This window comes from Streptomyces sp. MAR4 CNX-425 (assembly GCF_048656465.1).
Classification (GTDB): Bacteria; Actinomycetota; Actinomycetes; order Streptomycetales; family Streptomycetaceae; genus Streptomyces.
In genome coordinates this window covers 224,964-250,146 of sequence record NZ_JBMDLF010000001.1, presented here as the reverse complement: position 1 = coordinate 250,146, position 25,183 = coordinate 224,964, and the positions used below count along the sequence as shown (strand labels likewise).

Below are 25,183 nucleotides of genomic sequence, written 5' to 3'. Positions count from 1 at the left end.
TGCGGGGGGTACGAATGGCGGGGCTCAGCCCGTGAGGGGGCCGATGGCGTACAGCAGCTCGGGCTCGTGGCCGTCCGGGAAGTGCTCACCGCGGAACAGCACGTCGCGGTCGACGTCGGCGCCGTGGCGGCGCGCGTACGAACGGAAGAGCCGGTCGGAGGCGGAGTTGTCCGGGGTGATGGTCGTTTCCAGGCGCCGTATGCCGCGGTCCTTCAGCGCGCGCTCGGTGAGTCCGTCGAGCAGCGTGCCGGCCAGACCGCGGCCGCGGAAGGCGGCGTCCACGGCGATCTGCCAGACGACCAGCGTCTCCGGCCGGGACGGCCGGATGTAGCCGGTGACGAAGCCGACCGGGGCGCCGTCCGAGTCCCGCGCCACGACCGTGGTGTCGGCGAAGTCGCGACACCACAGCAGGTAGCTGTACGAGGAGTTGAGGTCCAGCGACCCGGAGTCGCGGGCGATGCGCCAGATTGCGGCGCCGTCCTCGATTCGCGGGGTGTCCAGCCGGACGTCCGTCTCGTCTGCAGCCGCGGCGCGGGGTTTATCGGGAGGGCCTGCTAGGTCTGCTTGTGCGGCAGTCATGCAGATTGAATTTACCTAGCGGAAATTGAAATCGCACGGCCGGTAGGGGTTACAAAAGGGACGTAGGTGTGTTATCCGCGGGCACGCGCGAGCGCGCGAGCCGAAGGGGATATGCCCGGTATCTCACGGAATTCCCGGGGGCATTCAGTGCCACGAGGGGGAAAGTAACGGCTTGATAACGACTGCGGCCAGTGTCCGGATTGAGAAGGTTGACTGGCCGAAAAATTTCCTGGTTTACCCGGCCGCGAAGCGGGCAGAAGAAGACGGGAAAATCACTTCGCCAGGCGACGATAAACTGCCGTTAAACATCCGTCAATGCCTCACACCCCGTGATCGCCCCTTCGCGTGAAAGGGGTTGTGGTGGATCCGGGCGCCGGTCCGGAAGGGCGCTTGGCTAGGGTGCCCCCATGAGCGAGGGGCCGGTGTTGCGCGTGAGGGGCCGGGTGCTGACCGGCCGCGAGGAGACCCGCGACGAGCTGTGGGTGGTGGGCGGACGCGTCACCTTCACGCCACCGGCCGCCGCCCGCGACGTCGTCGACGTCGAGGGCTGGGCGCTGCCGGGGCTCGTCGACGCCCACTGCCACGTCGGGCTCGACGCCCACGGCGCCGTGGACGCCGCCACCAGCGAGAAGCAGGCCCTCGCCGACCGCGACGCCGGCGCCCTGCTGCTGCGCGACGCGGGCTCCGCCGCCGACACCCGCTGGATCGACGACCGCGACGACCTGCCGCGGATCATCCGCGCCGGCCGCCACATCGCCCGTACCCGCCGGTACATCCGCAACTACGCCCACGAGATCGAACCGGCCGACCTCGTCGCGTACGTCGGCCGCGAGGCGCGGCGCGGCGACGGCTGGGTCAAGCTCGTCGGCGACTGGATCGACCGCGACGCCGGCGACCTGCGCCCCTGCTGGCCGCGTGCGGCGCTGGCCCCCGCCATCGCCGAGGCGCACCGCCACGGCGCCCGCGTGACCGCCCACTGCTTCGCCGAGGACTCGCTGCGCGACCTGGTCGAGGCGGGCATCGACTGCATCGAGCACGCCACCGGGCTCACCGAGGAGACCGTGCCGCTCTTCGCCGAGCGCGGCGTCGCCATCGTGCCCACGCTGGTGAACATCGCGACCTTCCCGCGGCTCGCGGAGGGCGGTCAGGACAAGTTCCCGCGCTGGGCCGGCCATATGCGCCGGCTGCACGCCCGCCGCTACGACACCGTGCGCGCCGCCTACGACGCCGGGATCCCCGTCTACACGGGCACCGACGCCGGCGGCTCGCTGGCGCACGGGCTGGTCGGGCAGGAGGTGGGCGAGCTGGTCGCCGCCGGGATCCCGGTGGCGGACGCCGTCTCGGCGGCGACGTGGGGCGCGCGGGCGTGGCTCGGGCGGCCGGGGCTGGTGGAGGGCGCGCCGGCGGACCTCGTCGTGTACGAGGCGGACCCGCTGGACGACGTGCGGGTGCTGACGGCGCCGCGGCGGACCGTGCTCCGGGGCCGGATCGTCGGCTGATATCCGGTAAGCGAGGGGCGGAAGGGGACTTCCGGGGCCTGATTCGCCCGAAGGGGTGAACGAGCGCACAGTGTCCGTCGTGTCACCCTGAGTGCGTAAGCATGGCGGGGCAGTTGACGTTCCGACGACCGTTCGCCCGTGGGGGGTTTGTTCCGTGTCCCGTCCGTCCCGTTTGTTCCGCCTGTTCCGCCTCTCCTGCCTGTTCCGCACGCCCGCGGCCGCCGTCACCGCGGCCGCCCTCGCCACCGGCCCCGCCCTGCTCCTGGCCGCGCCCGCACCCGCGTACGCCGACGACGACGGCGGCGCCGCCCCGGCCCGTACGGGCTCGGCCGCCGCGTCCGTGCTCCGCGCCGACCTCGACGTCTCCCTGCTCGACGACTCCGTGCGGGTGCCGGTGCGCGCCACCCTCAACGAGGTCCGCGAGCCCGCCGCCGGCCGGGGCTCCGGCGCCGCCGACAAGACTGCCCTCGACGTACGCGTCGACGGCCTCGCCGCCGCGCGGGACGGCCAACGGCCGGGCGGGGGCGATGTGGTGGACATCGCGCGCGCCGACGTCGCCACCGCCGCCGCCACCGTCGACGCGAGCGGCGCCGAGGCGTCGTCGCACCTCGCCCGCGCCGAGGTGCACGTCCCCGGCCTGCCCGCGCTGTCGTTGATCAAGGTCGAGCAGGTGACGTCGACGGCCGTGTGCCCGGTGGACGGGGAGCCGGAGGCCGAGTCCTCCGCGCCGGGGTCCGTCTCCGTGCTGGGCAAGCGCGTCACGCTCACCGCGGGCGGGGAGCCGACGGCGGTGACCGTGCCGGGCGTGGGGGAGGTGTCGCTGGGCTTCTCGCAGACGCGGACGACGCGTTCGACGGCGAGCGCCGCCGCGCTGCGGCTCACGGTGTCGGTGAACCCGCTGAAGCTGAACGTCGCCGCGGTCGAGGGCGAGGTGACGCTGGTCGAGGCGGAGTGCGCGACGCCGGCCGGCGGCGAGCCGGGGGAGCGCCCGCAGGGGGACGCGGAGCCGACCGGGGACGCGCGGCCCGCGGACGCCGCGGACGCCGGGGACGCCGCGGACCCGGCCGGTCCCGCCCCCGGCGAGCAGCTCGCCGAGACGGGCGGCAGCTCGGCCACCCCGTACCTGGTGGGCGGCGCGGCGGTGCTCGTCGGCCTCGGGCTCACCGGCGTGGCGCTGGCCCGCGGGCGTGCCCGGGGCTGAGGCGTGTACGTGCCGGTGCGTGCGACGCCTGCCGGGCACGCACCGGCACGGGCCGCCGGGCGCCCGTCCGCGGTCCGGCTCCGGCATCCGCGGCGCGTGCCGCGCCCGCGCGGCCCGGCCGGACACCGGACACCGGGGCGGCGCCGGACGCGGCGGGACGGAGGACTCCGCGGACCGCGCCGGAGGCGCTCAGCCGGCCGGCGCCCCCGGCGGCAGGAACGGCAGGTCGCCCGGGGCGCCCGCCTCGATCAGCCGCAGCAGCGCCTTGGTGTCCGCGTGCTCCTCGATCAGATCCCCCAGCCGCTCCAGCTGCTCCTCCCGCAGCCCCGCGAACGACGTGTCCGGCGCGGGCACGAACGCCCGCCCCGCGTCCGCCGCCACCCGGCGCAGGAACGCCCGCCGGAAGCCGTCGTTCTCCAGCGCCCCGTGCCAGTGCGTCCCCCACACCTGCCCCACCCGGCACCCGTCCAGGAACGGCTCCCCGCCCAGCACCTCCGCGACCCCGTGGTGGATCTCGTACCCCGCGACCGCCTCGCCCAGCGCCGTCCCCGCCGGCCGGGCCAGCGTCTTCCGGGCCGCGAACGCGACCCGTACCGGCAGCAGTCCCAGCCCGTCGACCTCGCCGGCCGGCCGCGCCTCCACCCCCTCCGGGTCGCTGATCCGCTCCCCGAGCAGCTGGAACCCGCCGCAGATCCCCAGCACCGGCCGCCCCTGCGCCGCCCGCCGCGCCACCGCCGCGTCGAGGCCCCGCTCCCGCAGCCAGCCGAGGGCCCGTACCGTGCCCCGCGTCCCCGGCAGCACCACCAGGTCCGCGTCCGCCAGCTCCTCCGGCCGGTCGGTGAACTGCACGGCGACGCCCGGCTCGGCGGCCAGCGCGTCGAGGTCGGTGAAGTTCGACATCAGCGGCACCGGCACCACCGCGACCCGCAGCACCTCCGAACCGTGCGGCGCCGGGGCCGGCAGCTCCCGGATCCGGCCGCGCAGCGACAGCCGCAGCCCGTCCTCCTCGTCGATGCCGAGCCCGTGCCGGTACGGCAGCACCCCGAGGGTCTGCCGTCCCGTCAGCCCGCGGAGCATGGCGAGACCCGGCTCCAGCAGCGAGACGTCGCCCCGGAACTTGTTCACCAGATAGCCCGCGACCAGCCCCTGGTCCGCCTCGCTCAGCAGCGCGGTGGTCCCGTAGAACGAGGCGAAGACCCCGCCCCTGTCGATGTCCCCGACCACCACGACGGGCAGCCGCGCCGCCCGCGCCAGGCCCATGTTGACGATGTCGCCGTGCCGCAGGTTGATCTCCGCCGGGCTGCCCGCGCCCTCGCAGATCACCGCGTCGTACGAGCGCCGCAGCTGCTCCAGGCAGTCGGTGACGGTGTCGAAGAGCGCCCGCTGCCGCTCGCCGTGGTAGTCCGCCGCGCTCAGCTCCGCCATCGGCCGGCCCAGCACCACGACCTGGCTGCGCGCCTCGCCGCCCGGCTTCAGCAGCACCGGGTTCATCAGCGCGCTGGGCTCGGTCCGGGCGGCCGCCGCCTGCATCGCCTGCGCGCGGCCGATCTCGGCGCCCTCGCGGGTGACGTACGAGTTGAGCGACATGTTCTGCGCCTTGAACGGCGCGACGGACACGCCCCGCCGGGCCAGCCAGCGGCAGATGCCCGCGGTCACGACGCTCTTGCCCGCGTCCGACGTCGTGCCGGCGACCAGCAGGCCGCCGGCGCGCGCCATCACTTGACGATCAGATAGATCCCGTACGCCACTGCCGCTGCACACAGCGTGAAGCATACGTAGGCGCCGGCCCTGGCCAGCGGGGTGGGGGCGGTCTCCGCGGCCGCGGAGCCGTCGGCGCCCCCGGGCCCGGGCTTCGGCGAGAGGCCGACGATGCCGGCGGTGAAGAGCCCCACGAGCCCCACGGTCATGACGAGGCTGACGCCGAAGACCTCGCCGAGTGCTGCCCAGTCGATGTCCATCCTGTTACCTCAGTGCTCTCGATAAGGGGTCGGCGGTCAGGCCGTGGCCCGCGAGGCGGGCCCGGAGGTGGTCCGCGGCGACGGGATGCTCACCGGCTCCACGGCGCCGTCCGCGGAGCCGTCGGCCGTGCCGTCCGGGCCGACCGGGCGGCCGGTCTCCGGGTCCACGTCGTTGACGTTGGAGTGGTCGACCCGGTTGCGGCGCGAGGCCGCCCAGATCGTCGCGCAGGCCGCGGCGCCGAGGACCGCGACCGTCACCACACCCCAGTCGCCCCGCTCGGCGAGGAACGCCGCCGCCCCGGCGATCAGGCCCGCGGCCGGGAGCGTGAGCCCCCACGCGGCGAGCATCCGCCCGGCCGTGCTCCAGCGCACCACGCCGCCCTTCTTGCCCACGCCCGAGCCCATGATCGAGCCGGAGCAGACCTGCGTGGTGGACAGGGCGAAGCCCAGGTGGGAGGAGGCGAGGATCACCGTGGCGGAGCTGGTCTGCGCGGAGAAGCCCTGCGGCGGCTGGATGTCGGTCAGGCCCTTGCCCATGGTGCGGATGATGCGCCAGCCGCCGAGGTACGTGCCGAGCGCTATGGCGACGGCGGCGGAGACGATGACCCAGGTGGGCGGGTCGGAGTCGGGGGCGAGGGAGCCGCCGGCGATCAGCGCGAGGGTGATGACGCCCATCGTCTTCTGCGCGTCGTTGGTGCCGTGGGCGAGGGAGACCAGCGCGCCGGAGGTGATCTGGCCGGCCCGGTAGCCCCGGGCGGTGCCGGCCGTGGAGCGGCCGCGGGCCATCCGGTACGTCAGCCGGGTCGCGAACGCGGCGGCGATGCCCGCGACCAGCGGCGCGGCGACGGCGGGGATGAGGATCTTCATGGCGATGGCGTCCATGTGGACCCCGTTCCAGCCGACGGAGACGAGCGTCGCGCCGATGAGGCCGCCGAAGAGGGCGTGCGAGGAGCTGGAGGGCAGCCCGGCGAGCCAGGTCAGCAGGTTCCAGACGATCGCACCCACCAGCCCCGCGAAGATCACTTCGGGCTGGATGCCGGACCCTTCGTCGATGATGCCGCCGGAGATGGTCTTGGCGACTTCGACGGAGAGGAAGGCGCCGACGAGGTTGAGGACCGCGCTCATCGCCACGGCGGCCTTGGGTTTGAGCGCCCCGGTGGAGATCGTGGTGGCCATGGCGTTGGCGGTGTCGTGGAACCCGTTCGTGAAGTCGAACACCAGAGCGGTGACGATGACGACTCCGATGATGAGAGTGAGGTGTTCCATGTACCCAGCAATCGGCTCGAAGGTCGGGGGCCGTGAGGAACGTAGGTACTCCGAGTGAACACAAGGTGAACTGGGTCGGGCGTGGCGATGACGGAGGCGAATGGGTGTCGCAATGTCGCCGGCGACCGCTTCATGTGCAGGTCATAGGAGGATACTGGTGCGTCACGCGTGGCGTGAGCTTATTCGGACGGCCCGGCGGACGTACGCCGACGGGCTCGTCGTCGGAACCTCGGGCAACGTCTCGGTACGGGTGGGCGATCGCGTGCTCATCACGCCGACCGGCGTCCCGTACGACGAGCTGGGGGACGACGACCTCGTCGCCGTCGACCTCCGGGGGCGGCAGACGGACGGCACGCTCCGGCCGACGAGCGAACTGCCCATGCACCTCGCCGTCTACCGGAGCACCGAGGCGCGTGCCGTGGTCCACACCCACGCCGTCCACGCCACGGCCGTCTCCACGCTGGTGCCGGAGCTGCCCGCCGTCCACTACGCGGCCGCGGCGTTCGGCGGCCGGGCGCGCGTCGCCCCGTACGCGCTGTACGGGTCGGAGGAGCTGGCCGCCGGCATGCTGCGGGCGCTGGCCGGCCGGTCGGCCTGCCTGCTCCAGAACCACGGCACGGTCGCCTACGGCGCCGACCTGGCGCAGGCGTACGACCGCACCGCGCAGCTGGAGTGGATGTGCCGGGTGTGGCTGGCGGCCCGCTCGGTGCCGGGGCTGGACCCGTCGCTGCTGACGCCGGGGCAGCTGGAGGAGGTGGCGGAGAAGCTCAAGGGCTACGGCCAGCGGTGAGCCCGGGGGCGCGGGGCCCTGACCCGGGCGGGTCCGCGCACTGGCAGGGCCGGGTCCGTACGCGGACAATGGCCAGGATGCGCATCAAACCGGTCGCCACCGCCGTGACCAGCCTCGTCGCCGCCGGACTCGGCGCCGGAGCCGCCGCCGTCGCCGCCGGCCGCTACGGCTCCCGGGCCGCCCTGCGGCCCGGCCCCGCCGGCCCCGCCGGGTTCGGCGGCGCCCGGCTGCGGGTGATCGCCGCGACCGACGGGCAGGTCACCCTCGCGCCCGGCGCGGCGCCCGCGCTGAGCCCCGAGACGTACGGCCTGACGGGCGACGGCGTGCACGCCGTCGTCGGCCCGGTGCTGCGCGCGGAGTCGTGGGACGGCGGCCGGCTGGTCCGCCGTCTGGAGCGGGTCACGTACGGCAGCCTCGACCCCGGCACCAGGGTGCGGCTGACGCCGAAGGTGTACGAGGGCACGCCGGCGTCGGCCCTCGGCGTCGCGTACGAGGACGTGACCGTCGACGGCCCGCTGGGGCCGCTGCCCGCCTGGTACGTGCCGGGCGCCCGCGGCACCTGCGTCATCGCCGCCCACGGCCTCGGCGGCACCCGCGAACAGACCCTCGCCGCCCTGCCGTTGCTGCGCGAGCTGGACCTGCCGGTCCTCGCCCCCGCCCAGCGCGGCGACCCCGGCGCCCCGCCGCCCCCGGGCGGCCGCGGCGCCCTGGGCCACACCGAGTGGCCCGACCTCGACGCGGCCCTGCACTGGGCGCTGCGCAACGGCGCGCGGCGCGCGGTGCTGTACGGCTGGTCCACCGGCGCCACCATGGCGCTGCGCACGGCGGCGGAGTCCGCGGCGGCCGACGGCGTCGCGGGGGTGGTGCTGGACTCGCCGGTCCTCGACTGGCGCGCCGCGGTACGGGCCCTGGCCGGCCGCTCCGGCGCCCCCGGGCGGCCGGCGCTGCCGGCGCCGCTGCGCGGCCTCGCGGTGCTGGCGGCCGGCGAGTACGGGGAGCTGGACGCCCCGCTCGCCGTCCCCGAGGCGCCATCGCTGCTGTTGCAGGGCCAGGCGGACGACGTCGCCCCGCCGGCCGCGGCGCGGGCGTTCGCCGCCCGCGGCGGCGACCGGCTGCTGCTCCGCGAGGTCCCCGACGGCCGGCACGCGGCGCTGTGGAACGCGACCCCGCGCGCGTACGAGGAGACCCTGCGCCGCTTCCTGACGCCGCTGCTCTAGCCGCCCACCCGCCTCGGCCCGGCGGCCGCCGCCACCGGCTCCGGCCACCTCCCGCAACCCCCGGATTGGGCTTTCGCCGCCCCACCGGCGAGACTTGGTGCGTGATGGCGCACCGTTCGCACCACCCGCCGCTCCGCCTCGTCCCCAGGCAGCCCCGTCGCGAGATGGCCGCCGCAGCCCGCCGGGCCGTCGTCGACCGGGCGCTACGCCCCGCGCCGCGACCCCCGGAGGGCATCGCGCCACCCCGGGTACTCGCCGGTCACGCCCGCGAACTGCTCGCCGAGGCGGTCCGCGTCGCCCGGGCGGCGGAGGGCCGCCCCCGGCCGTGGACCGACGCGCCGCCGGCCGAGTGGGACCGGGCCCGGCTCGCCGGCCTGGTCGAGGTGCAGGGCGCGTACGCCCGCCCGGCCTGGCGGCTGCGCGCCTGGGAGCGCGACGAGCGCGCCGTGCTCCGCGGCTGGGTCGCGCTCTTCGACGCCTGGTCGCTGGCCCACCCCGCGCCCGAGCCGCTGGCCCACGACTCCGTCGCCCTCGGCGACGCGATCGAGGCCATGCCGCAGATGCTCGCCCTGCTCCACCTCACCGGCGGCCCCGTGCGCGTGCCCGCCCTGCTCGACCTCCTCCGCCAGCGCGTCGAGGAGCTGCGCACCGAGCGCTGCGAGGTGGCGTACGGCAGCGAGGGCACCCCCGTGCCCGGCCGGGCCGCCGATCCGCCCCCGGCGGCGGTGCCGGACGCGGAGCTGGCGGCGCTGCTGCCCGGGCTGCTGGACTGGGCGCTGGCCGCGTTCGCCTCCGTGGGCGCGCTGACGCGCGAGGGCGGCGAGGTGTCGCTGACGCCGCTGGGGAACTGGGCCGTGTGGATGAAGATCGAGCAGATCTGCATCGCCGCCCAGGGCCCCGACGGGCACATCGAGAAGCCCGCCGAGGCGATGCTCCGCAGCTGCGCCGGGCTGACCCCGGGGCCGGCGCGCGCCGAGTACCGCGCCTGGCTGGCGGCGCGCCCTTCGGGCAGCGCGATCGCGGAGCTGCTGGAGGTGGCGCGCGGCGACGACGCGCTGCTGCGCGGGCTGGCGTTCGAGGCGCTGCGCGTGGTGGGCGCGGCGGCGCAGAGCGCGGTGCGCCAGGCGTGCGACGAGCCGATGCTGCGGCCGTACGCGCTGCTGTGGCTGGCCGAACAGGAGGGCGGCGACGCGGACGAGGCGCTGGGCGCGCTGAGCCGCCAGGAGGCGACCTGGCTGTGGGTGGACACCGCCGCCGCGGTCGCCGACCACGGCGAGGGGAGCCTGCTCGTACGGCATCTGGAGTCCGCGGTGCAGGGCAGCGTGCCGGCGCTGCTCGCGGAGGTGGGCGGCGCGGGGCATCCGCGCACGGTCCAGGTGCTGGTGGCGCTGGCCGCCGCGCACCCCGACCCGGCGGTGGCCAAGGCCGTCCGCCGGGCCGCCTTCCGGGTGCACACCGGCGGGGCGTGACCGCCGCGGGCGCCCGCCGGCCCGGGGCGGGCGCGCGTCAGCCGGGGTTCGGGGCGTACGTGCCGAAGCTCCAGACGTTGCCCTCGTGGTCGCGCGCCATGTAGTCCCGCGAGCCGTAGTCCTGGTCGGTCGGCGGCATCAGGATCTCCACGCCGTGCGCCACGGCCTGCCGGTGGTGCGCGTCGACGTCGGCCACGACCACGTACACCCCCGCCGGGCCGCCGGCGCCCATCGCCTCGTCGAACCTGCTGCCCGTGCCCTTGGACCCCAGCATCACCAGCCCGTTGCCCTGGGCCAGCTCCGCGTGCGCCACCTTGCCGTCCTCGCCCTCGTACACCGCGACCTCCCGGAAGCCCAGCCCCTCGGTCAGGAGCCGGACCGCGGCCTTCGCGTCGCGGTACAGCAGTGTCGGGTAGACGGTGGGGGTGCTTCCGCTGCCGGGCATGCCGATCACGTCCTCTCGGTGTCTCTACGGGCAGTCTGGCACCGGCCACCGACAGCGGCAGCCCGGCCGGAGGCCCGCGGCGGCCGCGGGGGTCCGGCGGAACAAACGGGTTGCGGCCCCCGATACACTTGCCGCATGGCCACTCTCCTCGTGCATGAGTAACGGCGAAGCTCCTTAAACATTCGTCCCTGCCGTCTGCCCACCTGCCCTGGAGAACTTCCGTGATCACCGCCTCCGGCCTGGAGCTGCGCGCCGGCGCCCGCCTCCTCCTCGAATCCGCCACCTTCCGCGTCGCCAAGGGCGACCGGGTCGGGCTCGTCGGCCGCAACGGCGCCGGCAAGACCACCCTCACCAAGGTCCTGGCCGGCGAGGGCCAGCCCGCCGCCGGCACCGTCACCCGCGGCAGCACCGTCGGCTACCTGCCGCAGGACCCGCGCACCGGCGACCTCGACGTGCTCGCCCGCGACCGGATCCTCTCCGCCCGCGGCCTCGACACCGTCATCCGCAAGATGCGCGAGGACGAGGACCGGATGGCCAACGGCAAGGGCGCCACCCGCGACAAGGCCATGCGGCGCTACGAGCGCATGGAGACCGAGTTCCTGACGAAGGGCGGGTACGCCGCCGAGGCCGAGGCCGCGACCATCGCCGCCAGCCTGGGGCTGCCCGAGCGGGTCATGGCCCAGCCGCTCCACACCCTCTCCGGCGGCCAGCGCCGCCGCGTGGAGCTGTCCCGGATCCTCTTCTCCGACTCCGAGATCCTGCTGCTCGACGAGCCGACGAACCACCTCGACGCCGACTCGGTGATCTGGCTGCGGGACTACCTGAAGACGTACCACGGCGGCTTCGTCGTCATCTCCCACGACGAACAGCTCGTCGAGACCATCGTCAACAAGGTCTTCTACCTCGACGCCAACCGCGCCCGCATCGACGCGTACAACATGGGCTGGAAGCTCTACCTCGCCCAGCGCGAGGCCGACGAGCGGCGCCGCCGCCGCGAGCGCGCCAACGCCGAGAAGAAGGCCGCCGCGCTCAACGCCCAGGCCGACAAGATGCGCGCCAAGGCCACCAAGGCCGTCGCCGCGCAGAACATGGCCCGCCGCGCCGAGCGGCTGCTCTCCGGCCTCGACGAGCAGCGCCAGGCCGACAAGGTGGCGCGGCTGCGGTTCCCCGACCCGGCCCCGTGCGGCAAGACCCCGCTGACGGCCGAGGGCCTGTCCAAGTCGTACGGCTCGCTGGAGGTCTTCACCGACGTCGACCTCGCCGTCGACAAGGGCTCCCGCGTCGTCATCCTCGGCCTCAACGGCGCCGGGAAGACCACCCTGCTCCGCCTGCTGGCCGGCGTCGAGAAGCCCGACACCGGCGCGGTCACGCCCGGCCACGGCCTCAAGCTCGGCTACTACGCGCAGGAGCACGAGACCCTCGACCCGGGCCGCTCGGTCCTGGAGAACATGGCCTCGGCCGCGCCCGACATGGACGCCGTCGAGATGCGCAAGGTGCTCGGCTCGTTCCTCTTCACCGGCGACGACGTCGACAAGCCCGCCGGCGTGCTCTCCGGCGGCGAGAAGACCCGGCTCGCGCTGGCCACCCTCGTCGTCTCCTCGGCCAACGTGCTGCTGCTCGACGAGCCGACCAACAACCTCGACCCGGCCAGCCGCGAGGAGATCCTCGGCGCGCTGCGCACCTTCACCGGCGCCGTCGTCCTCGTCACCCACGACGAGGGGGCGGTGGACGCCCTGGAGCCCGAGCGGATCATCCTGCTCCCGGACGGCGTGGAGGACCTGTGGAACCAGGGCTACGCAGACCTGGTAGCGCTTGCTTGATCACCTCCGTCTGGATCATTCGGCTCATGCGTGATCCATCATCTGAGTGAGAGCTGCTCGTACCACGGTGTGGCACCTGGTCACCGAGCATGCGGTGCCGGCTACGCGCGACGCCGCCGGACGCGCCGTGACCAGGTGTCACGCCACCGCCCCTGACCTGCTTAATCACTCGGAGCCGCGGTCCCGGGCGAGGTCCGGGGGCGGCTCGGAATGCTGGGCTCCGACGGCCTCCGGGGGGAACTGGGGAGAAAACCTCGTGCCGCGGACCTTGCCGAATGGGTGGCCAGGACGCGATAAAGGGGTGATCATGAGAGTCCAGAGCGCACTTCCGTACGAGGAGGCACGGGTGGCCGAGACTCTGAAGAAGGGCAGCCGGGTTACCGGCGCCGCGCGCGAAAAGCTCGCGGCTGACCTGAAGAAGAAGTACGACTCCGGGGCGAGTATCCGGGCGCTGGCCGAAGAAACGGGCCGCTCCTATGGATTCGTGCACCGGATGCTCAGCGAATCCGGCGTGACCCTGCGCGGTCGCGGCGGCGCGACGCGAGGCAAGAAGGCGTCGTCCTGACGGACCGCCGCGGCCGCCGTGACCGGCGCCCCGGCACCGTTCGGGCACCCGGCCGGTCCGTTGGACCGGCCGGGTGGTTACTGTTCGGTATATGACAGAGCTGCTGAACAGAGACGGCGTCCGCCTCGCCCTGGACGGCGCGGACGGAACGCTGGCCACGGTGACCCTCGACCGCCCCGACCGGCGCAACGCGCAGTCGCCCGCCATGTGGCGGGCGCTCGCCGCCGCGGGGCGGGAACTCCCCGGCAGCGTCCGCGTGGTCGTGCTGCGCGCCGAGGGCAAATCCTTCTCCGCCGGACTCGACCGGCAGGCATTCACCCCGGAAGGCTTTGCGGACGAGCCGTCATTCCCGGAGCTGGCCCGCTATTCCGACGGGGACCTCGACGCCGTCATCGCCGAATACCAGGAGGCGTTCACCTGGTGGCGGCGGAATGACATCGTTTCCCTGGCGGCGGTGCAGGGACATGCGATTGGCGCCGGATTTCAGCTGGCACTCGCCTGCGACCTCCGGGTGTGCGCGGACGACGCGCAGTTCGCGATGCGGGAGACCTCGCTCGGGCTGGTGCCCGATCTCGCCGGAACCCGGCCCCTGGTGCAACTCGTCGGATATGCGCGGGCGTTGGAGATGTGCGTCACCGGACGGTTCGTGCACGCGGAGGAGGCCGAGCGGGCGGGCCTGGCGAACCTCGTCGTCCCGGCGGCGGAGCTGCGGGCGGCGGTCGAGGACCTGGCGGCGGCGCTGCTGGCGGCGCCGCGCGACGCGGTGATCGAGACGAAGGCGCTGCTGCGGGGGGCCGCGGGCCGGTCGGACGACGAGCAGCGCGCGGCCGAGCGCGCGGCGCAGGCGCGTCGGCTGCGGGACCTCGCGGGGGTGGGGGAGTAGCGGGGCCCGGCCGCGGGGCGGGCGCGGTCGCGGGGCGGCTCAGCGGATGTCCGTGATGAGGACGGTGACGGTCGCCGCCGGGATACGGGCGCGTACGGCCGTGGCGACGTCGAGCGCGCGGTGCCGGGCGTCGGTGACCGCCCGTACCTCGGCGTGGCCGGCGACCTCGCGCACGTCGGCGTCGAGCAGCCCGGGCACGCGGGGCGCGGCGGCGGGCCCGGCGGGCGCAGGCGGGGCCGGCGGGGCGCCGCCGCCGGTGCCGTCCGCCGCCTGAGCGGCGTTCTGCGGGGCTTCCAGCAGGCCGGTCACGTGGATGTCCACCGCCGCCACGCGCAGCCCGAGGCGCTCGTCTGCGCCCCGCAGCAGGGCCGCCCGCAGAGCGTCGGCGGCGGCGGTCATCGGCCGGTCCGTCGCGGCGTCGCACTCCGCCGTGATCAGCAGCTCCCCGAACGGCAGCGCGCTCACCGGCGGCGGCCCCGGGACCGCCGCGCCCGGGCCCCGTTCGCCGGGGCGCCGCGCCGCGTCCGCCGCCCGCGCGCGACCCGCGCCGTGCGGGGGCTCCGCGGATCCGGAACCCGCGCCGTCTCCGTGCCCCGGGCCGGTGCCGTCCGCCGCCGGTGCGTCACCGCCGTCGTGTGAGGGCTCGGCGGATCCGGAACCCGCGCCGGTGCCGTCCGCCGCTGGTGCGTCACCGCCGTCGTGCGGGGGCTCCGCGGATTCGGGGCCCGCGCGGCCCGGCGCCGCTCCCGCGCCGCCCCCGTCGCGCACCGGCCCCGCCTCGCCCCCGGCGCCCTCCGCGTACCGGTCCGCCGGCTCCACCCGCAGCGCCGTCACCCGGACCCCGCGCACACCCGCCGCCGCCCGCCGCAGCACACCCGACGCCGCGCGCTCCGCGATCCACGCGCCGTCCGCCGCGTCGCCCAGGGGCAGCAGCCGGCCGAGCGCCACCTGCTCGCGCACCGCCTGCTCCCAGCTCCCCGCCGTCATGCGTCCCATCCTCCCCCACCCGCGCCCGCCGCCACCCGATCGCCGATCTCCGGTGGGCCGGCTGTCGCATTCCCCTGGCCCACCCCGGGCAGGGGACGGATAGTGGGGGAGCGAAACGCGCGCACGGCACGTGCGCCAGGAAGGGTGGAGACGGTGAACAGCGAGTCCACGGTCAGGGAGGCCACGCGGGAGCCGGCCCCGGCACCGCCGAAGGTGCTGGGCACGCGGCGCGGCACCGGCGATCCGGCGACCCGGGGGCGTACGACCATCGCCGACGGCGTGGTCGAGAAGATCGCGGGTCTGGCCGCGCGCGACGTCGTCGGCGTGCACGCCATGGGCAGCGGGCTCTCCCGCACCGCGGGCGCCGTACGCGACCGGCTGCCCGGCACCGGCCGGTCGCCGGCCGGGGTGCGGGCCGAGGTCGGCGAGGTGCAGACCGCGCTCGACCTGGAGATCGTCGTCGACTACGGGGTCTCCATCACCGAACTCGCCCGCGTCGTACGGGAGAATGTCATCTCCGCCGTCGAGCGGATGACGGGCCTCGAAGTGGTCGAGGTCAACATCGCGGTGACCGACGTGAAGCTGCCCGACGACGAGGAGGAGGACGCCGAGCAGCCGCGGTTGCAGTGACGGCGGGGCGGGCAGGCCGCCCCGGGGAGCTTCGGGAAGGTGCGTGCGATGAGCATGGCAGTGGTCGGCCTGCTGGCCGGCATGGCGCTGGGCTTCGCCGGCTACTTCGGCGGATTCGGTGCCTTCCTGCTGGTGGCGGCGCTCGGCGCGATCGGCTTTGTGGTCGGCCGGGTGCTGGACGGCGACCTGGAGCCGGGGGACTTCTTCCGCCGGCCGAGCGAGCGCGACGACCGGCGGCGGTGACCGGTGGGGTCCCTCGCGAGCGGGCACGCGGAGCAGGAGCAGCGTCAGGAGAGCGATCCGGCACGGGCCGGAAGCGCCGGTGAAGCCGAAGAAGCCGGCGAAGCCGCCGAAGCCGCCGTACCGGCGGGGGAGCGGGGCGCGACCCGGGTCGAGGACCGCGTCATCGCGAAGATCGCCTCGCAGGCGGCCCGCGAAGCGCTGCTCGGCGCGCCGGGAACCGACGCCGCGCACGCCGCCGTCGTCGTACGGGGCGACACCGCCCGCGTCCGCGTCGGGGTCCACCTCGGCTTCCCGTCCGACCTCGGCGGCCAGTGCCGCGCCGTGTGCCGGGCGGTCACCGAGCGGGTGGAGGCGCTGGTCGGGCTTGAGGTGCCGGAGGTGGCCGTGGAGGTCGAGCGGCTGCACACCACGGAGCGGCCGAACGCGCCGCGGGGGAGGGTGCGATGAGCGCGGAGAAGACGAAGTCCTGGCCCGCGGGCGGGGCGGCCGCGGAGCCGGACGAGTGGCGGCAGAGCACGTCGGCGTCCGGGTACGCCGCCGGACCGGACGGCGCGGGCGGCGGCCCCGCCGACGCCGCGGCCCGCTTCTGGTCCGTACGCCGGGTGCCCGCCGCGCTCACCGCCGCCGCGGTCACCGCGGGCGTCGGGCTGCTGCTCTACGACGTCGTCGCCGTACGCGCCGAACGCCCCGCGATGCGCTGGCGGCGCCGCGTCGCCGACGAGCTGGCCGCCCGCCCGCTCGACGACGCCTGGGTACTCTCCGCCGCCGGTGTGGCCGTGCTGGCCGGCGCCTGGCTGGTGGTGCTGGCCGTGACCCCGGGGCTCCGCGGGGTGCTGCCGATGCGGCACCCGTCGCCGGACCTGCGGGCCGGTCTCGACCGGCGGGCCGCGTCGGTGGTGCTGCGCGACCGGGCGATGCAGATCTCCGGCGTGCGCTCGGTGCGGGTCACGGTGGGCCGCCGCCGGGTCGGCGCCCGCGCCGAGTCCCACTTCCGCGAGCTGGACGACGTCCGCGCCGACCTCGCCGCCGTGCTGGGCGACGGCATCCGCGAACTGGGCCTCGCCCGTACGCCCGAGCTGTCCGTGCACGTGCGCCGGCCGCCGGCGAAGGGGTGAGCGCGATGCTCCGCGTGGTCAACCGCATCCTGCTCGGCCTCACCGGCCTCGCGGTCGCCGCGGCCGGCATCGCCGTGCTCGCCGCCGGCCTCGACCTGCCGCGGCCGGGCTTCGCGCCGTACGCCGACGGCTCCGACGACGTGCTGCTGAGCCGCGAGACCCGGCTGCGCCGGCGGGACGAGGGCTGGTGGTGGCCGACGGTGGTCGGCGGGCTGGCGCTGCTGGTGCTCTGCGGCGGCTGGTGGCTGACCGCCCAGCTGCGCCGGGCCCGGCTCGGCGAGGTCGTCGTCGACACCGGCGCCGGCGCCGTTTCCGTACCGGACGGGTCCGGAGCGGACCGCGGCCCGGGCGGCGACTGGGCCACCGCCACCGACCCCGACCGGGAGCCGGACACCGGCGCAGACCCCGACGGCCTCGGCGGCGAGGACGGCGACGGGCCGGACGGCCCCGCCACGCTCACGCTGCCGGCCGCCCCGCTGGCCCTGCTGCGCGGTTCGGCGCTGGAGGAGGTGCTCGCCGAGGAGGCGGGGGCGCTGCCGGGCGTGGAACGGGCCCGTGTCACCCTCACCGGCCGCCGCACGGCGCCGCGCGCCAGCTTCGGCGTGCTGCTGGGCCCCGGCGCCCGCCCCGCGGCGGCGGTGGACCACATCGAGGAGCGGGCGCTGGCCCCGGCCCGCGCGTCGGTGGGCCTGGCGCGGCTGCCCGCGGAGATCAGGTTCCGCTCCGCCAAGCACCGCCCGGAGCGCGTCTCCTGACCGCGCGGGCGCCGCCGCGCCCGCCTCAGATGCTCCGCCGCATGCCGCCGTCGATCGGCAGCATGATCCCGGTCAGGTACGAGGCCGCCGGCGACAGCAGGAACGCCGCCGTGCGGCCGAACTCCTCCGGCGTGCCGTAGCGGCCCAGCGGGATCTTCGCCTCCGTGCGCGCCCGCGCCGCCGCCGCGTCGCCGGACAGCGCGTCCAGCTCGCGGGCCCGGTCGGTGTCGATCCGGGCCGGCAGCAGGCCCACGACGCGCACGCCGCGGGGGCCGAGGTCGTCGGCGAGGGACTTGGCGTACCCGGCGAGGCCGGGGCGCAGCCCGTTGGAGATGGTCAGCCCCGGGATCGGCTCGTGGACGGAGCCGGAAAGCACGAAGCCGACGACCCCGCCCGCCGTCAGCTCGCCCGCCGCCGTCCGCGCCATGCGCATGGCGCCGAGGAAGACGGAGTCGAACGCCGCCTCCCACTCGGCGTCGGTGTTGGCCGTGGCGTTGCCGGCGGGCGGGCCGCCGACGCTGATGAGCACGCCGTCGAAACGGCCGAAGCGCTCCCGGGCCGCGGCGATGAGCCGGTCCGGGGTGGCGGGGTCCGCGTTGTCGGCGGCGACGCCGACGGCGGACTCGCCGAGTGCGGCGGCGGCGCCCGCCACGCGGTCCTTGTCGCGGCCGCTGAGCACCACCTTCGCGCCCTCGGCGAGCAGCTGCTCGGCGACGGCGAGACCGAGGCCGCGGGAACCCCCGGTCACGACGTAGGCGCGGTCGTTGAGTCCAAGATCCATGGGGTCAGTCTGCCGCCATCTGCTCGGCGGGCGCCAGGGATGGGGCACGCTCGTCGTCCGCGGCCTTCTCCTCGGCGTTCTCCGCGGCGTTCTCTGCGGCCTTCTCCCCGGCTTTCTCCTCTGCTTTCTCCCCGGCGTGCTCCGTGGTCCCTTCCGCGGCCTGCGCCGTCGCCCCGGCCGCCGCCGTTTCGCGGTCGCGGCGCTCGCGGCGTACGAGAATCCACCAGCCCAGCGGCACCGCCGCCGCGAAGATCCACCACTGGATCGCGTACGCGACGTGCACCCCGATGCTGCTGTGGTCCGGCTCGCCGACCGGCTCGGGCTGCTTGCCGGCGGGCTCCGGCGAGGTGGCGGTCAGCTCGACGAAGCCGCCGAGCACCGGGCCCGGGAGCCCGTCGGCCGCCTGGTGCCGGCTGTTGATCAGCATCACCATGCGGTCGGGCAGCCCCGCCTTGTCGCGGATGCCGCTGTCCGTCGTCTCGTCCGGGCGGAGCCGCCCGGTGACGGTGACCTCGCCGGCCGGCGGGGGCGGCACCTTCGGGAGGCGGGTGAGGTCGGCGCCCGCCGGCACCCAGCCGCGGTTGACGAGGACGGCGGCGCCGCCGTCGAGGCGGAGGGGGGTGACGACGAAGTAGCCCTGCTTGTCGTCGGCGCCGAGCCGCTGCCGTACGACGACCTCCTGCTCCGGCTCGTACGAACCGGTGGCCGTGACCCGGCGCCAGGTGTCCTCCCGCGGCACCGCGCGCCCCTCCCGCGTGAGCCGCTCCACCGGCACCGGCTCCGCCTTGAGGTTCCGCGCGACGAGGTCGTTGCGTGCGACCCGGTCCTGGTGGCGGTGCAGCTGCCAGAAGCCGAGCTGGATCATCACGGGGATGAGCAGGACGGCCACCAGGGTGACGATCACCCATTGGCGGGACAACAGGAAGCGGTACACCCCTTGACCGTACCCCCCGCGGCCCGGGCGCCCGACGCGACCCCGCTACCCCGCCCCGCCGTCCCCTTGCGGCGGCGCGTCCGCGGGCTCGACGTCCCGCATGAGGTGCAGGAAGGCGGCCTCGTCGAGCACCGGGGTGCCGTGGGCCGCGGCCCGCGTCACCTTGCTCGTCGGCGCTTGCGGGTCGTTGGTGACGAGCAGGCTCGTGTAGCGGGAGACGCTGGCCGCGACGTGCAGCCCCGCCTCGACCGCCCGGTCCTCCAGCAGGCTGCGGTCCACCGACGTGTCGCCGGAGAACGCCACGCGCATGCCCTGCTTCAGCCGCCCGCCGCGCACGTACCGCCCCGGGTTGGGGTACGGGGACGGGGGCAGCCGGCGGTTCGGCCGCCAGGTGCGCCACTGGTACGCCCCGTGCCCGCCCGGCGACCGGGTGCCGCCCGCGCCGGACCCGCCGGCCGCCGGCGCATCCGCCCACTCCGTCAGCGGCTGGCAGGCCAGCAGCGGCAGCCGGGCGCCGGCCTCGGCGGCCTGCCGCAGGCTGGGGCGGAAGACCTCGGCGAGGACGCGGGCGTCGTCCTCGGCGTCGTGGGCCCGGCGCTGCGCGACGCCGAAGTGGGCGGCCAGCGACGTCAGCCGGGCGTTGGGCAGCGGCAGCCGCAGCTGCCGGGCGAGCGCGATGGTGCACAGCCGGTGGCGCACGGGCGCCGTCAGCCCGGCGCGGGCGTACTCGCGGGCGATCATCATCCAGTCGAAGACCGCGTTGTGCGCGACGAGCACCCGGCCCTCCAGCCGCGCCGCGAACTCCTCGGCGACCTGGGGGAAGAGCGGGGCGTCGGCGAGCATCTCGCGGGTCAGGCCGTGGATCCACACCGGGCCGGGGTCGCGCTGCGGGTTGACCAGCGTGTACCAGCTGTCCTCCACCGCGCCGCGGGCGTCGAGGCGGAAGACGGCGGCGGAGACGATGCGGTCGTCGGACCGCAGGCCGGTGGTCTCGACGTCGACGACGGCGTACGCCTCGGGGTAGTCGGCGGGCCAGCCGTCGGGCGGGGCGGCGGGCGCGGGGATGCCGGGGTCCGCGGTCCCGGCCGGGCCGCTGGCGGGCGGGGGCGGCGCGGCCGGATCGGTGCCCGGAAGCGGCTCCTGCTGCGCGACTTGACGGGGATTCAGGTGCGCCGCGCGGTCTTCGAGCATGGAGTCAGAGCATAGAGCCTGCCACTGACACCGCCGCCCGCGCGGGTGCCGTCCGGGCGCGCGCCCGCGCGCCGTCCCACGGCCGGCGGATCAGCCGGACGGCTGTCCGGCCGCCGGTCCGCGCGGGGTGACCAGGCCCGTCTCGTAGGCGATCACGACGAGTTGGGCCCGGTCCCGGGCGCCCAGCTTCGTCATCGCCCGGCTGACGTGCGTCTTCGCGGTGATCGGACTGATGTGCAGCCGGGCGGCGATCTCCTCGTTGCTGAGGCCGCCGCCGACGAGCGTGACGACCTCCCGCTCGCGCCGGGTGAGGTCGCACAGCGCGTCCTCCGCGTCGGGCGTGCCGCCGGCGGGGCGGGAGACGTACTCCTGGATCAGCTTGCGGGTCAGCGCGGGGGACAGCAGGGCGTCGCCGCGGGCGGCGACCCGTACGCCGTGCAGCAGGTCCTCCGGCTCCATGTCCTTGACGAGGAAGCCCGCCGCCCCGGCGCGCAGCGCGCCCCAGACGTACTCGTCCACGCCGTAGTTGGTGAGGATCACGACGTGCACGCCGGCCAGCTCGGGGTCGGCGGCGATCCTGCGGGTCGCCTCGATGCCGTCGAGCACCGGCATCTGCACGTCGACCAGCGCCACGTCCGGCCGGTGCCGGGCGGCCAGCCGCACGCCCTCGGCGCCGTCGGCGGCCTCGCCGACCACCTCGACGTCGTCCTCGGCGTCGAGCAGCGCCCGGAACCCGCCCCGGATGAGGGCCTGGTCGTCCACGAGCAGCACCCGGATCACCGGGCGGCCTCCGCGGCGGGCCCGCCGGGCTCCGGCTGCCGCCGCTCCGACTGCTGCTGCTCCGGCCGCCGATGCTCCGGCCGCGGTGGCCGCGGCTGCCGCAGCGGCAGCTCGGCGCGTACCCGGAAGCCGCCCTCGGGGCGGGGCGCGGCGTGCAGCGCGCCGCCGAGCGCGGCGACCCGCTCGCGCATCCCGGTCAGCCCGATGCCCGGCTCCGGCGGCGCCCCGGGGTCGGCGGCGCCGTCGTCGTCGACCTGGACGACGACCCTCTCCGGCCCGTACGAGACCCGCACGGCCACCGCCGCCGCCGGCCCCGCGTGCCGGGCGACGTTCGTCAGCGACTCCTGCACGATCCGGTACGCGGCCCGGTCCACCTCCGCGGGGAGCTCCGCCCGCTCGCCCGTCACGGCCACCGTCGCCGGTACCCCCGAGCCCCGCGCCCGCTCCACCAGCTCCGGCAGCCGCTCCAGCCCGACGCCCTCGGCGCCGCCGTCCGCGTTGCGCAGCACGTGCAGCGTGGAGCGCAGCTCGCGCGCGGCGTCGCCGCTGGCCTCCTGGATGGCGAGCAGCGCCGCGGTGGGCTCCTCGCCGCGCTTCTTCGCCAGGTGCACGGCCACCCCGGCCTGCACCTTGATCACGGAGATGCTGTGCGTGAGGGTGTCGTGCAGCTCGCGGGCGATCCGCAGCCGCTCCTCGTCGGCGCTGCGCTGCGCGTGCTCGGCCGTCCGCTCCTCGGCCTGGGCGAGCATCGCCTCGTGCTGGATGCGCATCGCGGCGGCCATCGCGCACGCCAGCACCCAGCCGAAGGACAGCAACCGCTTCTCCAGCGCCGCGCGCAGCGCCTCGTCGCCGAGCGAGAGGAAGGGCAGCGAGCCGAGGCCGACGGCCAGCGAGAGCAGGGCGGTGACGAGGAAGAAGCCGCGGTGCCCGGCCCGGATGCAGCGGTATGTGGCGACCAGCACCGGCAGCACCGGGCTGCCGTCGGGGTAGCCGCGGAGCTGGTACGCGAGCATGGCCAGCACCGTGACCGCCAGCACCGTACGCGGGAAGCGCTGCGAGCCGATCAGCGCCGCGCTGCCCACCGTGCCGAGCACCCAGGCGAGCGCGTCGAAGCCGTGCCGGCCGTCGGGCGCCAGCAGCATCGTGCTCACCGCGGCGAGCGCCACGGCGGCGGCGAAGCCCGCGTCCCTGGCGCACACGCGGGAGTGGCGCGCGGCCTCCCGCCCGCCCTCGACCGCCGTCGTGAGGTAGCGGAGCACCGTGCGCTCGATGCTCGCCTCGGTCTGCGTTGCCGCCGTCATGTTCTGCACCGTAGACCAGTCCGTGCCGGTCAGGCGTCCTCCGGAAGGCGCAGCGGGCGCTGCTGCGCAGGTTGCAGCCGCCGCTCCGGTACGCCCCGGACGGCAGCGCGGGAGCCGCTCGGCGGACGATGACGGACGGCGGGGGAGAGGCGGATCGTGGAGCCCGACGGCAGCCGGCCGAGGACGGCCGGCAGCGCACGGCAGACGGGAGACCCACCATGCCCCTTCACGGAGCGGACGGAAACCAGCGGGTACGGATCCCGCGGCCGACGGCGCCGCGCCCCGCCGGGCGGCGCGCCGCCGGGCAGTGGGAGGCCGCGCGGCCGGAGCCCGGGCGGCCGGAAACCGGGCAGTGGGAGACCGGGCAGTGGGAGGCGGCCGGGTCGGGGGCGGCCGGGGCGTGGCGGCCGGCGGCCGGGCAGACGCGGCACCTGCGGCTGCGGCTGTGCGAGCCCGCGCGCCGCTCCGAGGCGCGCCGGCTGCTCGCGCTCGTCCTCGACGCGCCCCCGCTGCCCGGCGCCGACCCGGCGGTGCTGATCGCCGAGGTGCCGGACGGCCGGCGGGCGGTGGACGTGCTCATCGAGCTGGCGTGGTCCGGGATCGATCTGGACGCCTTCGGATTCGACGCCGCGGCGTGAGGGCGGTTCAACTGCCCGCCCCCCTGGGCCACTTCACACCGGAGGCCGCCCGTAGGGTGTGGCGCGTGCATGCAAAAAAGTGATGGCGCGGGCGAAGAGGGCGGTGACACGATCCCACGGTGGACTCACGATATCTGCGCGCATTCGTGACGGTGGCCGAGTCCGGCGGGATATCGGCAGCCGCCGAGCGCCTGGGCTACGCCCAGTCGAGCCTCAGCGCCCAACTGCGCCGGCTGGAGCAGGAACTCGGCGTGACGGTCGTGGTCCGCACCTCCACCGGCGCCTCCCTCACCGACGCCGGCCGCCGGCTGCTCCCGTACGCGCGCGAGGCGCTGGAGGTCGACGAACGCATGCGCCGCGCCGCCGCCGCCTCCCGGCCCCGGCTGCGCATCGGGGCGCCGGAGACACTGGCGGGCGAGTGGCTGCCGGACATCGTCACCGCCCTGCACTACGGCGCCGGCGGGCCGGACGCCGACGCCGAGATCAGCGTCGTCGTCGGCCCGCGCGCCCTGCTCGCGGAGCAGCTGGCCGCCGGGGAACTGGACCTCGCCTTCCACTTCGACGACGGCAGCCGGGCGGCGGGCCCCAGCGCCGTCGTCGGCCACGAAGAGGTGGTGGTCGTCGCGGGCCCGGCCCACCCGCTCGCGGACGCGGCGGAGGTGACGGAGGCGGACGTGCTGGCCGCGGACTTCCTCGTCGCCGAGCCCGGCTGCAGCTCCACCCTGCTCTACGACCGCCTCAGCCGCGACCTCCCCGCCCGCACCCGCACCGCCACCGCCGCCGACTCCCTGCCCGCGCTGCGCCGGCTGGCCGCGCACGGCCGCGGCCTCGCGCTGCTGCCGCGGCTGGCGGTCGTACGGGACCTGGAGGACGGCGGCCTCGTCGACCTCCCGCTGGCCACCCGCCCCGGCCCGGTGGCCATCGAGGCCCGCTGGCGCGCGGACCCCGGCTCGGCGGAGCCCACGCTGCGGGCCGTACTCCGCCTGGCCCGCCGCCACACCGACCAGCTCCCCGCCACCCCCACCCTGCGCCCCCGCCGCACCCCCGCCCCCACCGCCTGACCCCGGCGATCCGCCGCACCGGCCGGCACCCCGCCGGCGCCCCGCAGGCGCCCCGCCTGCCGCGGCCGGCCGAAGTTATTTGACTTGCCGGTAACCACGTCTGGTGCCGGTCCCGACTCCGCTCTATCGTGCGGAACATGCCCAATCTGCCGGATGTGGTGCTCTGGTCCATACCTGCGTTCCTGCTGCTCACCGTCGTCGAGGCGGTGAGCTACCGGCTGCACCCCGACGACGACGCGGCCGGCTACGCGTCCAAGGACGCCGCGACCAGCATGACCATGGGGCTCGGCAGCATCGTCTTCGACCTCCTGTGGAAGATCCCCATCGTGGCGATCTACGCCGGGGTCCACGAGCTGACGCCGCTGCGGGTGCCGGTCGAGTGGTGGACGCTGCTGCCGATGCTGCTCGCGCAGGACTTCTTCTACTACTGGTCCCACCGCGGCCACCACGTGATCCGCATCCTGTGGGCCTGCCACGTGGTGCACCACTCCAGCCGGAAGTTCAACCTCACCACCGCGCTGCGGCAGCCCTGGACGGGCTTCACCTCATGGGTGTTCTACCTGCCGATGGTCGCCGCAGGCGTGCACCCGGCGGCGCTGGCCTTCTGCTCCTCGACCAACCTCGTCTACCAGTTCTGGATCCACACCGAGCGCATCGGCACCCTCTGGCGCCCCTTCGAAGCGGTCTTCAACACCCCCTCCCACCACCGCGTCCACCACGCCTCCCAGGGCAACTACCTGGACCGCAACTTCGGCGGCATCCTCATCGTCTGGGACCGCCTCTTCGGCTCCTTCGCACCCGAGGGCGAGCCCTGCCGGTACGGGCTCACGAAGAACATCACGACGTACAACCCGCTGCGCGTCGCCACCCACGAGTACGCGGCCATCGCCCGCGACGTACGCGCGTCCCGCACCTGGGGCGAGCGGCTGTCCCACGTGTTCCGCCCGCCCGGCTGGCAGCCGCCGCGGGCCGATGGGGCGGGGTCGGCGCAGGTGTTGCAGGGCAGGTGAGCCGTCGGCGGGTCCGTCCGCCGGTCGCCGGGGGTCCGGTGTTGGGGTGGTGCCGGGGTGGGGGT

27 protein-coding genes are annotated in these 25,183 nt (G+C 75.8%); 16 read left to right on the top strand and 11 right to left on the bottom strand.

Annotated features, from left to right (window positions below):
* Window positions 1-24 precede the first annotated feature (24 nt).
* A complete protein-coding gene (gene ectA, locus ACHZ99_RS01105) occupies window positions 25-579 on the bottom strand; it encodes a diaminobutyrate acetyltransferase (protein ID WP_420302376.1) in 555 nt (184 codons plus the stop codon).
* A gap of 407 nt (window positions 580-986) precedes the next feature.
* Between ectA and ACHZ99_RS01100 the strand changes: the two genes are divergently transcribed.
* Both ACHZ99_RS01100 and ACHZ99_RS01095 read left to right on the top strand, forming a co-directional pair.
* On the top strand, window positions 987-2,078 hold the full coding sequence (locus ACHZ99_RS01100) for an amidohydrolase family protein (protein WP_420302375.1): 1,092 nt from the start codon (window positions 987-989) through the stop codon (window positions 2,076-2,078).
* 154 nt (window positions 2,079-2,232) lie between these two features.
* Complete coding sequence (locus ACHZ99_RS01095) at window positions 2,233-3,279, top strand: SCO1860 family LAETG-anchored protein (RefSeq protein WP_420302374.1); 1,047 nt, start codon at window positions 2,233-2,235, stop codon at window positions 3,277-3,279.
* A 189-nt stretch (window positions 3,280-3,468) separates the two neighbouring features.
* On the opposite strand, the gene ACHZ99_RS01090 is transcribed toward ACHZ99_RS01095, so the two are convergent.
* Genes ACHZ99_RS01090 through ACHZ99_RS01080 form a run of 3 tightly spaced genes read right to left on the bottom strand, consistent with a single transcriptional unit; the run spans window position 3,469 to window position 6,503 of the window.
* Window positions 3,469-4,995, bottom strand: a complete 1,527-nt coding sequence (locus tag ACHZ99_RS01090; protein WP_420302373.1) for a cobyric acid synthase — start codon at window positions 4,993-4,995, stop codon at window positions 3,469-3,471.
* Window positions 4,995-5,237: a hypothetical protein gene (locus ACHZ99_RS01085; protein ID WP_420302372.1), complete on the bottom strand. Its 243-nt coding sequence runs from the start codon at window positions 5,235-5,237 to the stop codon at window positions 4,995-4,997. The genes ACHZ99_RS01090 and ACHZ99_RS01085 overlap by 1 nt, the downstream gene beginning before the upstream one ends.
* A 36-nt stretch (window positions 5,238-5,273) precedes the next feature.
* On the bottom strand, window positions 5,274-6,503 hold the full coding sequence (locus ACHZ99_RS01080) for an inorganic phosphate transporter (protein ID WP_420302371.1): 1,230 nt from the start codon (window positions 6,501-6,503) through the stop codon (window positions 5,274-5,276).
* A gap of 112 nt (window positions 6,504-6,615) precedes the next feature.
* Between ACHZ99_RS01080 and ACHZ99_RS01075 the strand changes: the two genes are divergently transcribed.
* From ACHZ99_RS01075 to ACHZ99_RS01065, 3 genes are all read left to right on the top strand, one after another.
* On the top strand, window positions 6,616-7,293 hold the full coding sequence (locus ACHZ99_RS01075) for a class II aldolase/adducin family protein (protein WP_420303162.1): 678 nt from the start codon (window positions 6,616-6,618) through the stop codon (window positions 7,291-7,293).
* A gap of 77 nt (window positions 7,294-7,370) precedes the next feature.
* Window positions 7,371-8,510, top strand: coding sequence for an alpha/beta hydrolase (locus ACHZ99_RS01070; protein ID WP_420302370.1), 1,140 nt, complete (start codon window positions 7,371-7,373; stop codon window positions 8,508-8,510).
* A gap of 164 nt (window positions 8,511-8,674) precedes the next feature.
* The gene (locus ACHZ99_RS01065; protein ID WP_420302369.1) at window positions 8,675-9,979 is read left to right on the top strand and encodes a hypothetical protein; all 1,305 of its coding nucleotides are present in this window, start codon (window positions 8,675-8,677) and stop codon (window positions 9,977-9,979) included.
* A gap of 37 nt (window positions 9,980-10,016) precedes the next feature.
* Here ACHZ99_RS01065 and ACHZ99_RS01060 read toward each other — a convergent pair whose 3' ends face one another.
* Window positions 10,017-10,424, bottom strand: a complete 408-nt coding sequence (locus ACHZ99_RS01060) for a VOC family protein (protein ID WP_420302368.1) — start codon at window positions 10,422-10,424, stop codon at window positions 10,017-10,019.
* A 221-nt stretch (window positions 10,425-10,645) separates the two neighbouring features.
* Between ACHZ99_RS01060 and ACHZ99_RS01055 the strand changes: the two genes are divergently transcribed.
* From ACHZ99_RS01055 to ACHZ99_RS01045, 3 genes are all read left to right on the top strand, one after another.
* Window positions 10,646-12,244 (top strand): ABC-F family ATP-binding cassette domain-containing protein, encoded by a 1,599-nt coding sequence (locus tag ACHZ99_RS01055; protein ID WP_420302367.1) that lies wholly within the window; start codon window positions 10,646-10,648, stop codon window positions 12,242-12,244.
* Between the two features lie 346 nt (window positions 12,245-12,590).
* A complete protein-coding gene (locus ACHZ99_RS01050) occupies window positions 12,591-12,809 on the top strand; it encodes a helix-turn-helix domain-containing protein (RefSeq protein ID WP_026276177.1) in 219 nt (72 codons plus the stop codon).
* 91 nt (window positions 12,810-12,900) lie between these two features.
* The gene (locus ACHZ99_RS01045) at window positions 12,901-13,692 is read left to right on the top strand and encodes an enoyl-CoA hydratase/isomerase family protein (RefSeq protein WP_420302366.1); all 792 of its coding nucleotides are present in this window, start codon (window positions 12,901-12,903) and stop codon (window positions 13,690-13,692) included.
* 39 nt (window positions 13,693-13,731) lie between these two features.
* On the opposite strand, the gene ACHZ99_RS01040 is transcribed toward ACHZ99_RS01045, so the two are convergent.
* Window positions 13,732-14,679 carry a hypothetical protein gene (locus ACHZ99_RS01040; RefSeq protein WP_420302365.1) on the bottom strand — a complete coding sequence of 316 codons (948 nt, stop codon included), beginning with the start codon at window positions 14,677-14,679 and terminating at the stop codon, window positions 13,732-13,734.
* A gap of 144 nt (window positions 14,680-14,823) precedes the next feature.
* On the opposite strand from ACHZ99_RS01040, the gene ACHZ99_RS01035 reads away from it, so the two are divergent.
* The 5 genes from ACHZ99_RS01035 to ACHZ99_RS01015 are packed head-to-tail and all read left to right on the top strand — an operon-like array spanning window position 14,824 to window position 17,422.
* Complete coding sequence (locus ACHZ99_RS01035; protein ID WP_420302364.1) at window positions 14,824-15,309, top strand: Asp23/Gls24 family envelope stress response protein; 486 nt, start codon at window positions 14,824-14,826, stop codon at window positions 15,307-15,309.
* Between the two features lie 48 nt (window positions 15,310-15,357).
* A complete protein-coding gene (locus ACHZ99_RS01030) occupies window positions 15,358-15,552 on the top strand; it encodes a hypothetical protein (protein ID WP_344296173.1) in 195 nt (64 codons plus the stop codon).
* Between the two features lie 3 nt (window positions 15,553-15,555).
* Window positions 15,556-15,999 (top strand): hypothetical protein, encoded by a 444-nt coding sequence (locus tag ACHZ99_RS01025; RefSeq protein WP_420302363.1) that lies wholly within the window; start codon window positions 15,556-15,558, stop codon window positions 15,997-15,999.
* Window positions 15,996-16,667: a DUF6286 domain-containing protein gene (locus ACHZ99_RS01020; protein WP_420302362.1), complete on the top strand. Its 672-nt coding sequence runs from the start codon at window positions 15,996-15,998 to the stop codon at window positions 16,665-16,667. The genes ACHZ99_RS01025 and ACHZ99_RS01020 overlap by 4 nt, the downstream gene beginning before the upstream one ends.
* A 5-nt stretch (window positions 16,668-16,672) precedes the next feature.
* On the top strand, window positions 16,673-17,422 hold the full coding sequence (locus ACHZ99_RS01015) for a hypothetical protein (RefSeq protein WP_420302361.1): 750 nt from the start codon (window positions 16,673-16,675) through the stop codon (window positions 17,420-17,422).
* Window positions 17,423-17,447: 25 nt separating this feature from the next.
* On the opposite strand, the gene ACHZ99_RS01010 is transcribed toward ACHZ99_RS01015, so the two are convergent.
* The 5 genes from ACHZ99_RS01010 to ACHZ99_RS00990 form a co-directional block, all read right to left on the bottom strand.
* A complete protein-coding gene (locus ACHZ99_RS01010; protein ID WP_420302360.1) occupies window positions 17,448-18,203 on the bottom strand; it encodes an SDR family oxidoreductase in 756 nt (251 codons plus the stop codon).
* Between the two features lie 4 nt (window positions 18,204-18,207).
* Entirely contained in the window at window positions 18,208-19,137 is a 930-nt protein-coding gene (locus tag ACHZ99_RS01005) for an SURF1 family protein (protein WP_420302359.1), read from the bottom strand.
* Between the two features lie 45 nt (window positions 19,138-19,182).
* A complete protein-coding gene (locus ACHZ99_RS01000; protein ID WP_420302358.1) occupies window positions 19,183-20,328 on the bottom strand; it encodes a DEDDh family exonuclease in 1,146 nt (381 codons plus the stop codon).
* Between the two features lie 90 nt (window positions 20,329-20,418).
* Window positions 20,419-21,108 carry a response regulator gene (locus ACHZ99_RS00995; RefSeq protein WP_420302357.1) on the bottom strand — a complete coding sequence of 230 codons (690 nt, stop codon included), beginning with the start codon at window positions 21,106-21,108 and terminating at the stop codon, window positions 20,419-20,421.
* The gene (locus ACHZ99_RS00990) at window positions 21,105-22,409 is read right to left on the bottom strand and encodes a sensor histidine kinase (protein ID WP_420302356.1); all 1,305 of its coding nucleotides are present in this window, start codon (window positions 22,407-22,409) and stop codon (window positions 21,105-21,107) included. The genes ACHZ99_RS00995 and ACHZ99_RS00990 overlap by 4 nt, the downstream gene beginning before the upstream one ends.
* Window positions 22,410-22,627: 218 nt before the next feature.
* Between ACHZ99_RS00990 and ACHZ99_RS00985 the strand changes: the two genes are divergently transcribed.
* The 3 genes from ACHZ99_RS00985 (at window position 22,628) to ACHZ99_RS00975 (ending at window position 25,118) form a co-directional block, all read left to right on the top strand.
* Entirely contained in the window at window positions 22,628-23,047 is a 420-nt protein-coding gene (locus ACHZ99_RS00985; RefSeq protein ID WP_420302355.1) for a hypothetical protein, read from the top strand.
* A gap of 119 nt (window positions 23,048-23,166) precedes the next feature.
* The gene (locus ACHZ99_RS00980) at window positions 23,167-24,108 is read left to right on the top strand and encodes a LysR family transcriptional regulator (RefSeq protein ID WP_420302354.1); all 942 of its coding nucleotides are present in this window, start codon (window positions 23,167-23,169) and stop codon (window positions 24,106-24,108) included.
* A 137-nt stretch (window positions 24,109-24,245) separates the two neighbouring features.
* On the top strand, window positions 24,246-25,118 hold the full coding sequence (locus ACHZ99_RS00975; protein WP_420302353.1) for a sterol desaturase family protein: 873 nt from the start codon (window positions 24,246-24,248) through the stop codon (window positions 25,116-25,118).
* Window positions 25,119-25,183: the final 65 nt, after the last annotated feature.

What these genes read in the sequence shown, in the direction of transcription:
- ectA (WP_420302376.1), bottom strand. Translation starts at nt 579, where the DNA reads ATGACTGCCGCACAAGCAGACCTAGCAGGCCCTCCCGATAAACCCCGC.
- ACHZ99_RS01100 (WP_420302375.1), top strand. Translation starts at nt 987, where the DNA reads ATGAGCGAGGGGCCGGTGTTGCGCGTGAGGGGCCGGGTGCTGACCGGC.
- ACHZ99_RS01090 (WP_420302373.1), bottom strand. Translation starts at nt 4,995, where the DNA reads ATGGCGCGCGCCGGCGGCCTGCTGGTCGCCGGCACGACGTCGGACGCG.
- ACHZ99_RS01085 (WP_420302372.1), bottom strand. Translation starts at nt 5,237, where the DNA reads ATGGACATCGACTGGGCAGCACTCGGCGAGGTCTTCGGCGTCAGCCTC.
- ACHZ99_RS01080 (WP_420302371.1), bottom strand. Translation starts at nt 6,503, where the DNA reads ATGGAACACCTCACTCTCATCATCGGAGTCGTCATCGTCACCGCTCTG.
- ACHZ99_RS01075 (WP_420303162.1), top strand. Translation starts at nt 6,616, where the DNA reads ATGTCGCCGGCGACCGCTTCATGTGCAGGTCATAGGAGGATACTGGTG.
- ACHZ99_RS01070 (WP_420302370.1), top strand. Translation starts at nt 7,371, where the DNA reads ATGCGCATCAAACCGGTCGCCACCGCCGTGACCAGCCTCGTCGCCGCC.
- ACHZ99_RS01065 (WP_420302369.1), top strand. Translation starts at nt 8,675, where the DNA reads ATGGCCGCCGCAGCCCGCCGGGCCGTCGTCGACCGGGCGCTACGCCCC.
- ACHZ99_RS01060 (WP_420302368.1), bottom strand. Translation starts at nt 10,424, where the DNA reads ATGCCCGGCAGCGGAAGCACCCCCACCGTCTACCCGACACTGCTGTAC.
- ACHZ99_RS01045 (WP_420302366.1), top strand. Translation starts at nt 12,901, where the DNA reads ATGACAGAGCTGCTGAACAGAGACGGCGTCCGCCTCGCCCTGGACGGC.
- ACHZ99_RS01040 (WP_420302365.1), bottom strand. Translation starts at nt 14,679, where the DNA reads ATGACGGCGGGGAGCTGGGAGCAGGCGGTGCGCGAGCAGGTGGCGCTC.
- ACHZ99_RS01030 (WP_344296173.1), top strand. Translation starts at nt 15,358, where the DNA reads ATGAGCATGGCAGTGGTCGGCCTGCTGGCCGGCATGGCGCTGGGCTTC.
- ACHZ99_RS01020 (WP_420302362.1), top strand. Translation starts at nt 15,996, where the DNA reads ATGAGCGCGGAGAAGACGAAGTCCTGGCCCGCGGGCGGGGCGGCCGCG.
- ACHZ99_RS01015 (WP_420302361.1), top strand. Translation starts at nt 16,673, where the DNA reads ATGCTCCGCGTGGTCAACCGCATCCTGCTCGGCCTCACCGGCCTCGCG.
- ACHZ99_RS01010 (WP_420302360.1), bottom strand. Translation starts at nt 18,203, where the DNA reads ATGGATCTTGGACTCAACGACCGCGCCTACGTCGTGACCGGGGGTTCC.
- ACHZ99_RS01000 (WP_420302358.1), bottom strand. Translation starts at nt 20,328, where the DNA reads ATGCTCGAAGACCGCGCGGCGCACCTGAATCCCCGTCAAGTCGCGCAG.
- ACHZ99_RS00990 (WP_420302356.1), bottom strand. Translation starts at nt 22,409, where the DNA reads ATGACGGCGGCAACGCAGACCGAGGCGAGCATCGAGCGCACGGTGCTC.
- ACHZ99_RS00985 (WP_420302355.1), top strand. Translation starts at nt 22,628, where the DNA reads ATGCCCCTTCACGGAGCGGACGGAAACCAGCGGGTACGGATCCCGCGG.
- ACHZ99_RS00975 (WP_420302353.1), top strand. Translation starts at nt 24,246, where the DNA reads ATGCCCAATCTGCCGGATGTGGTGCTCTGGTCCATACCTGCGTTCCTG.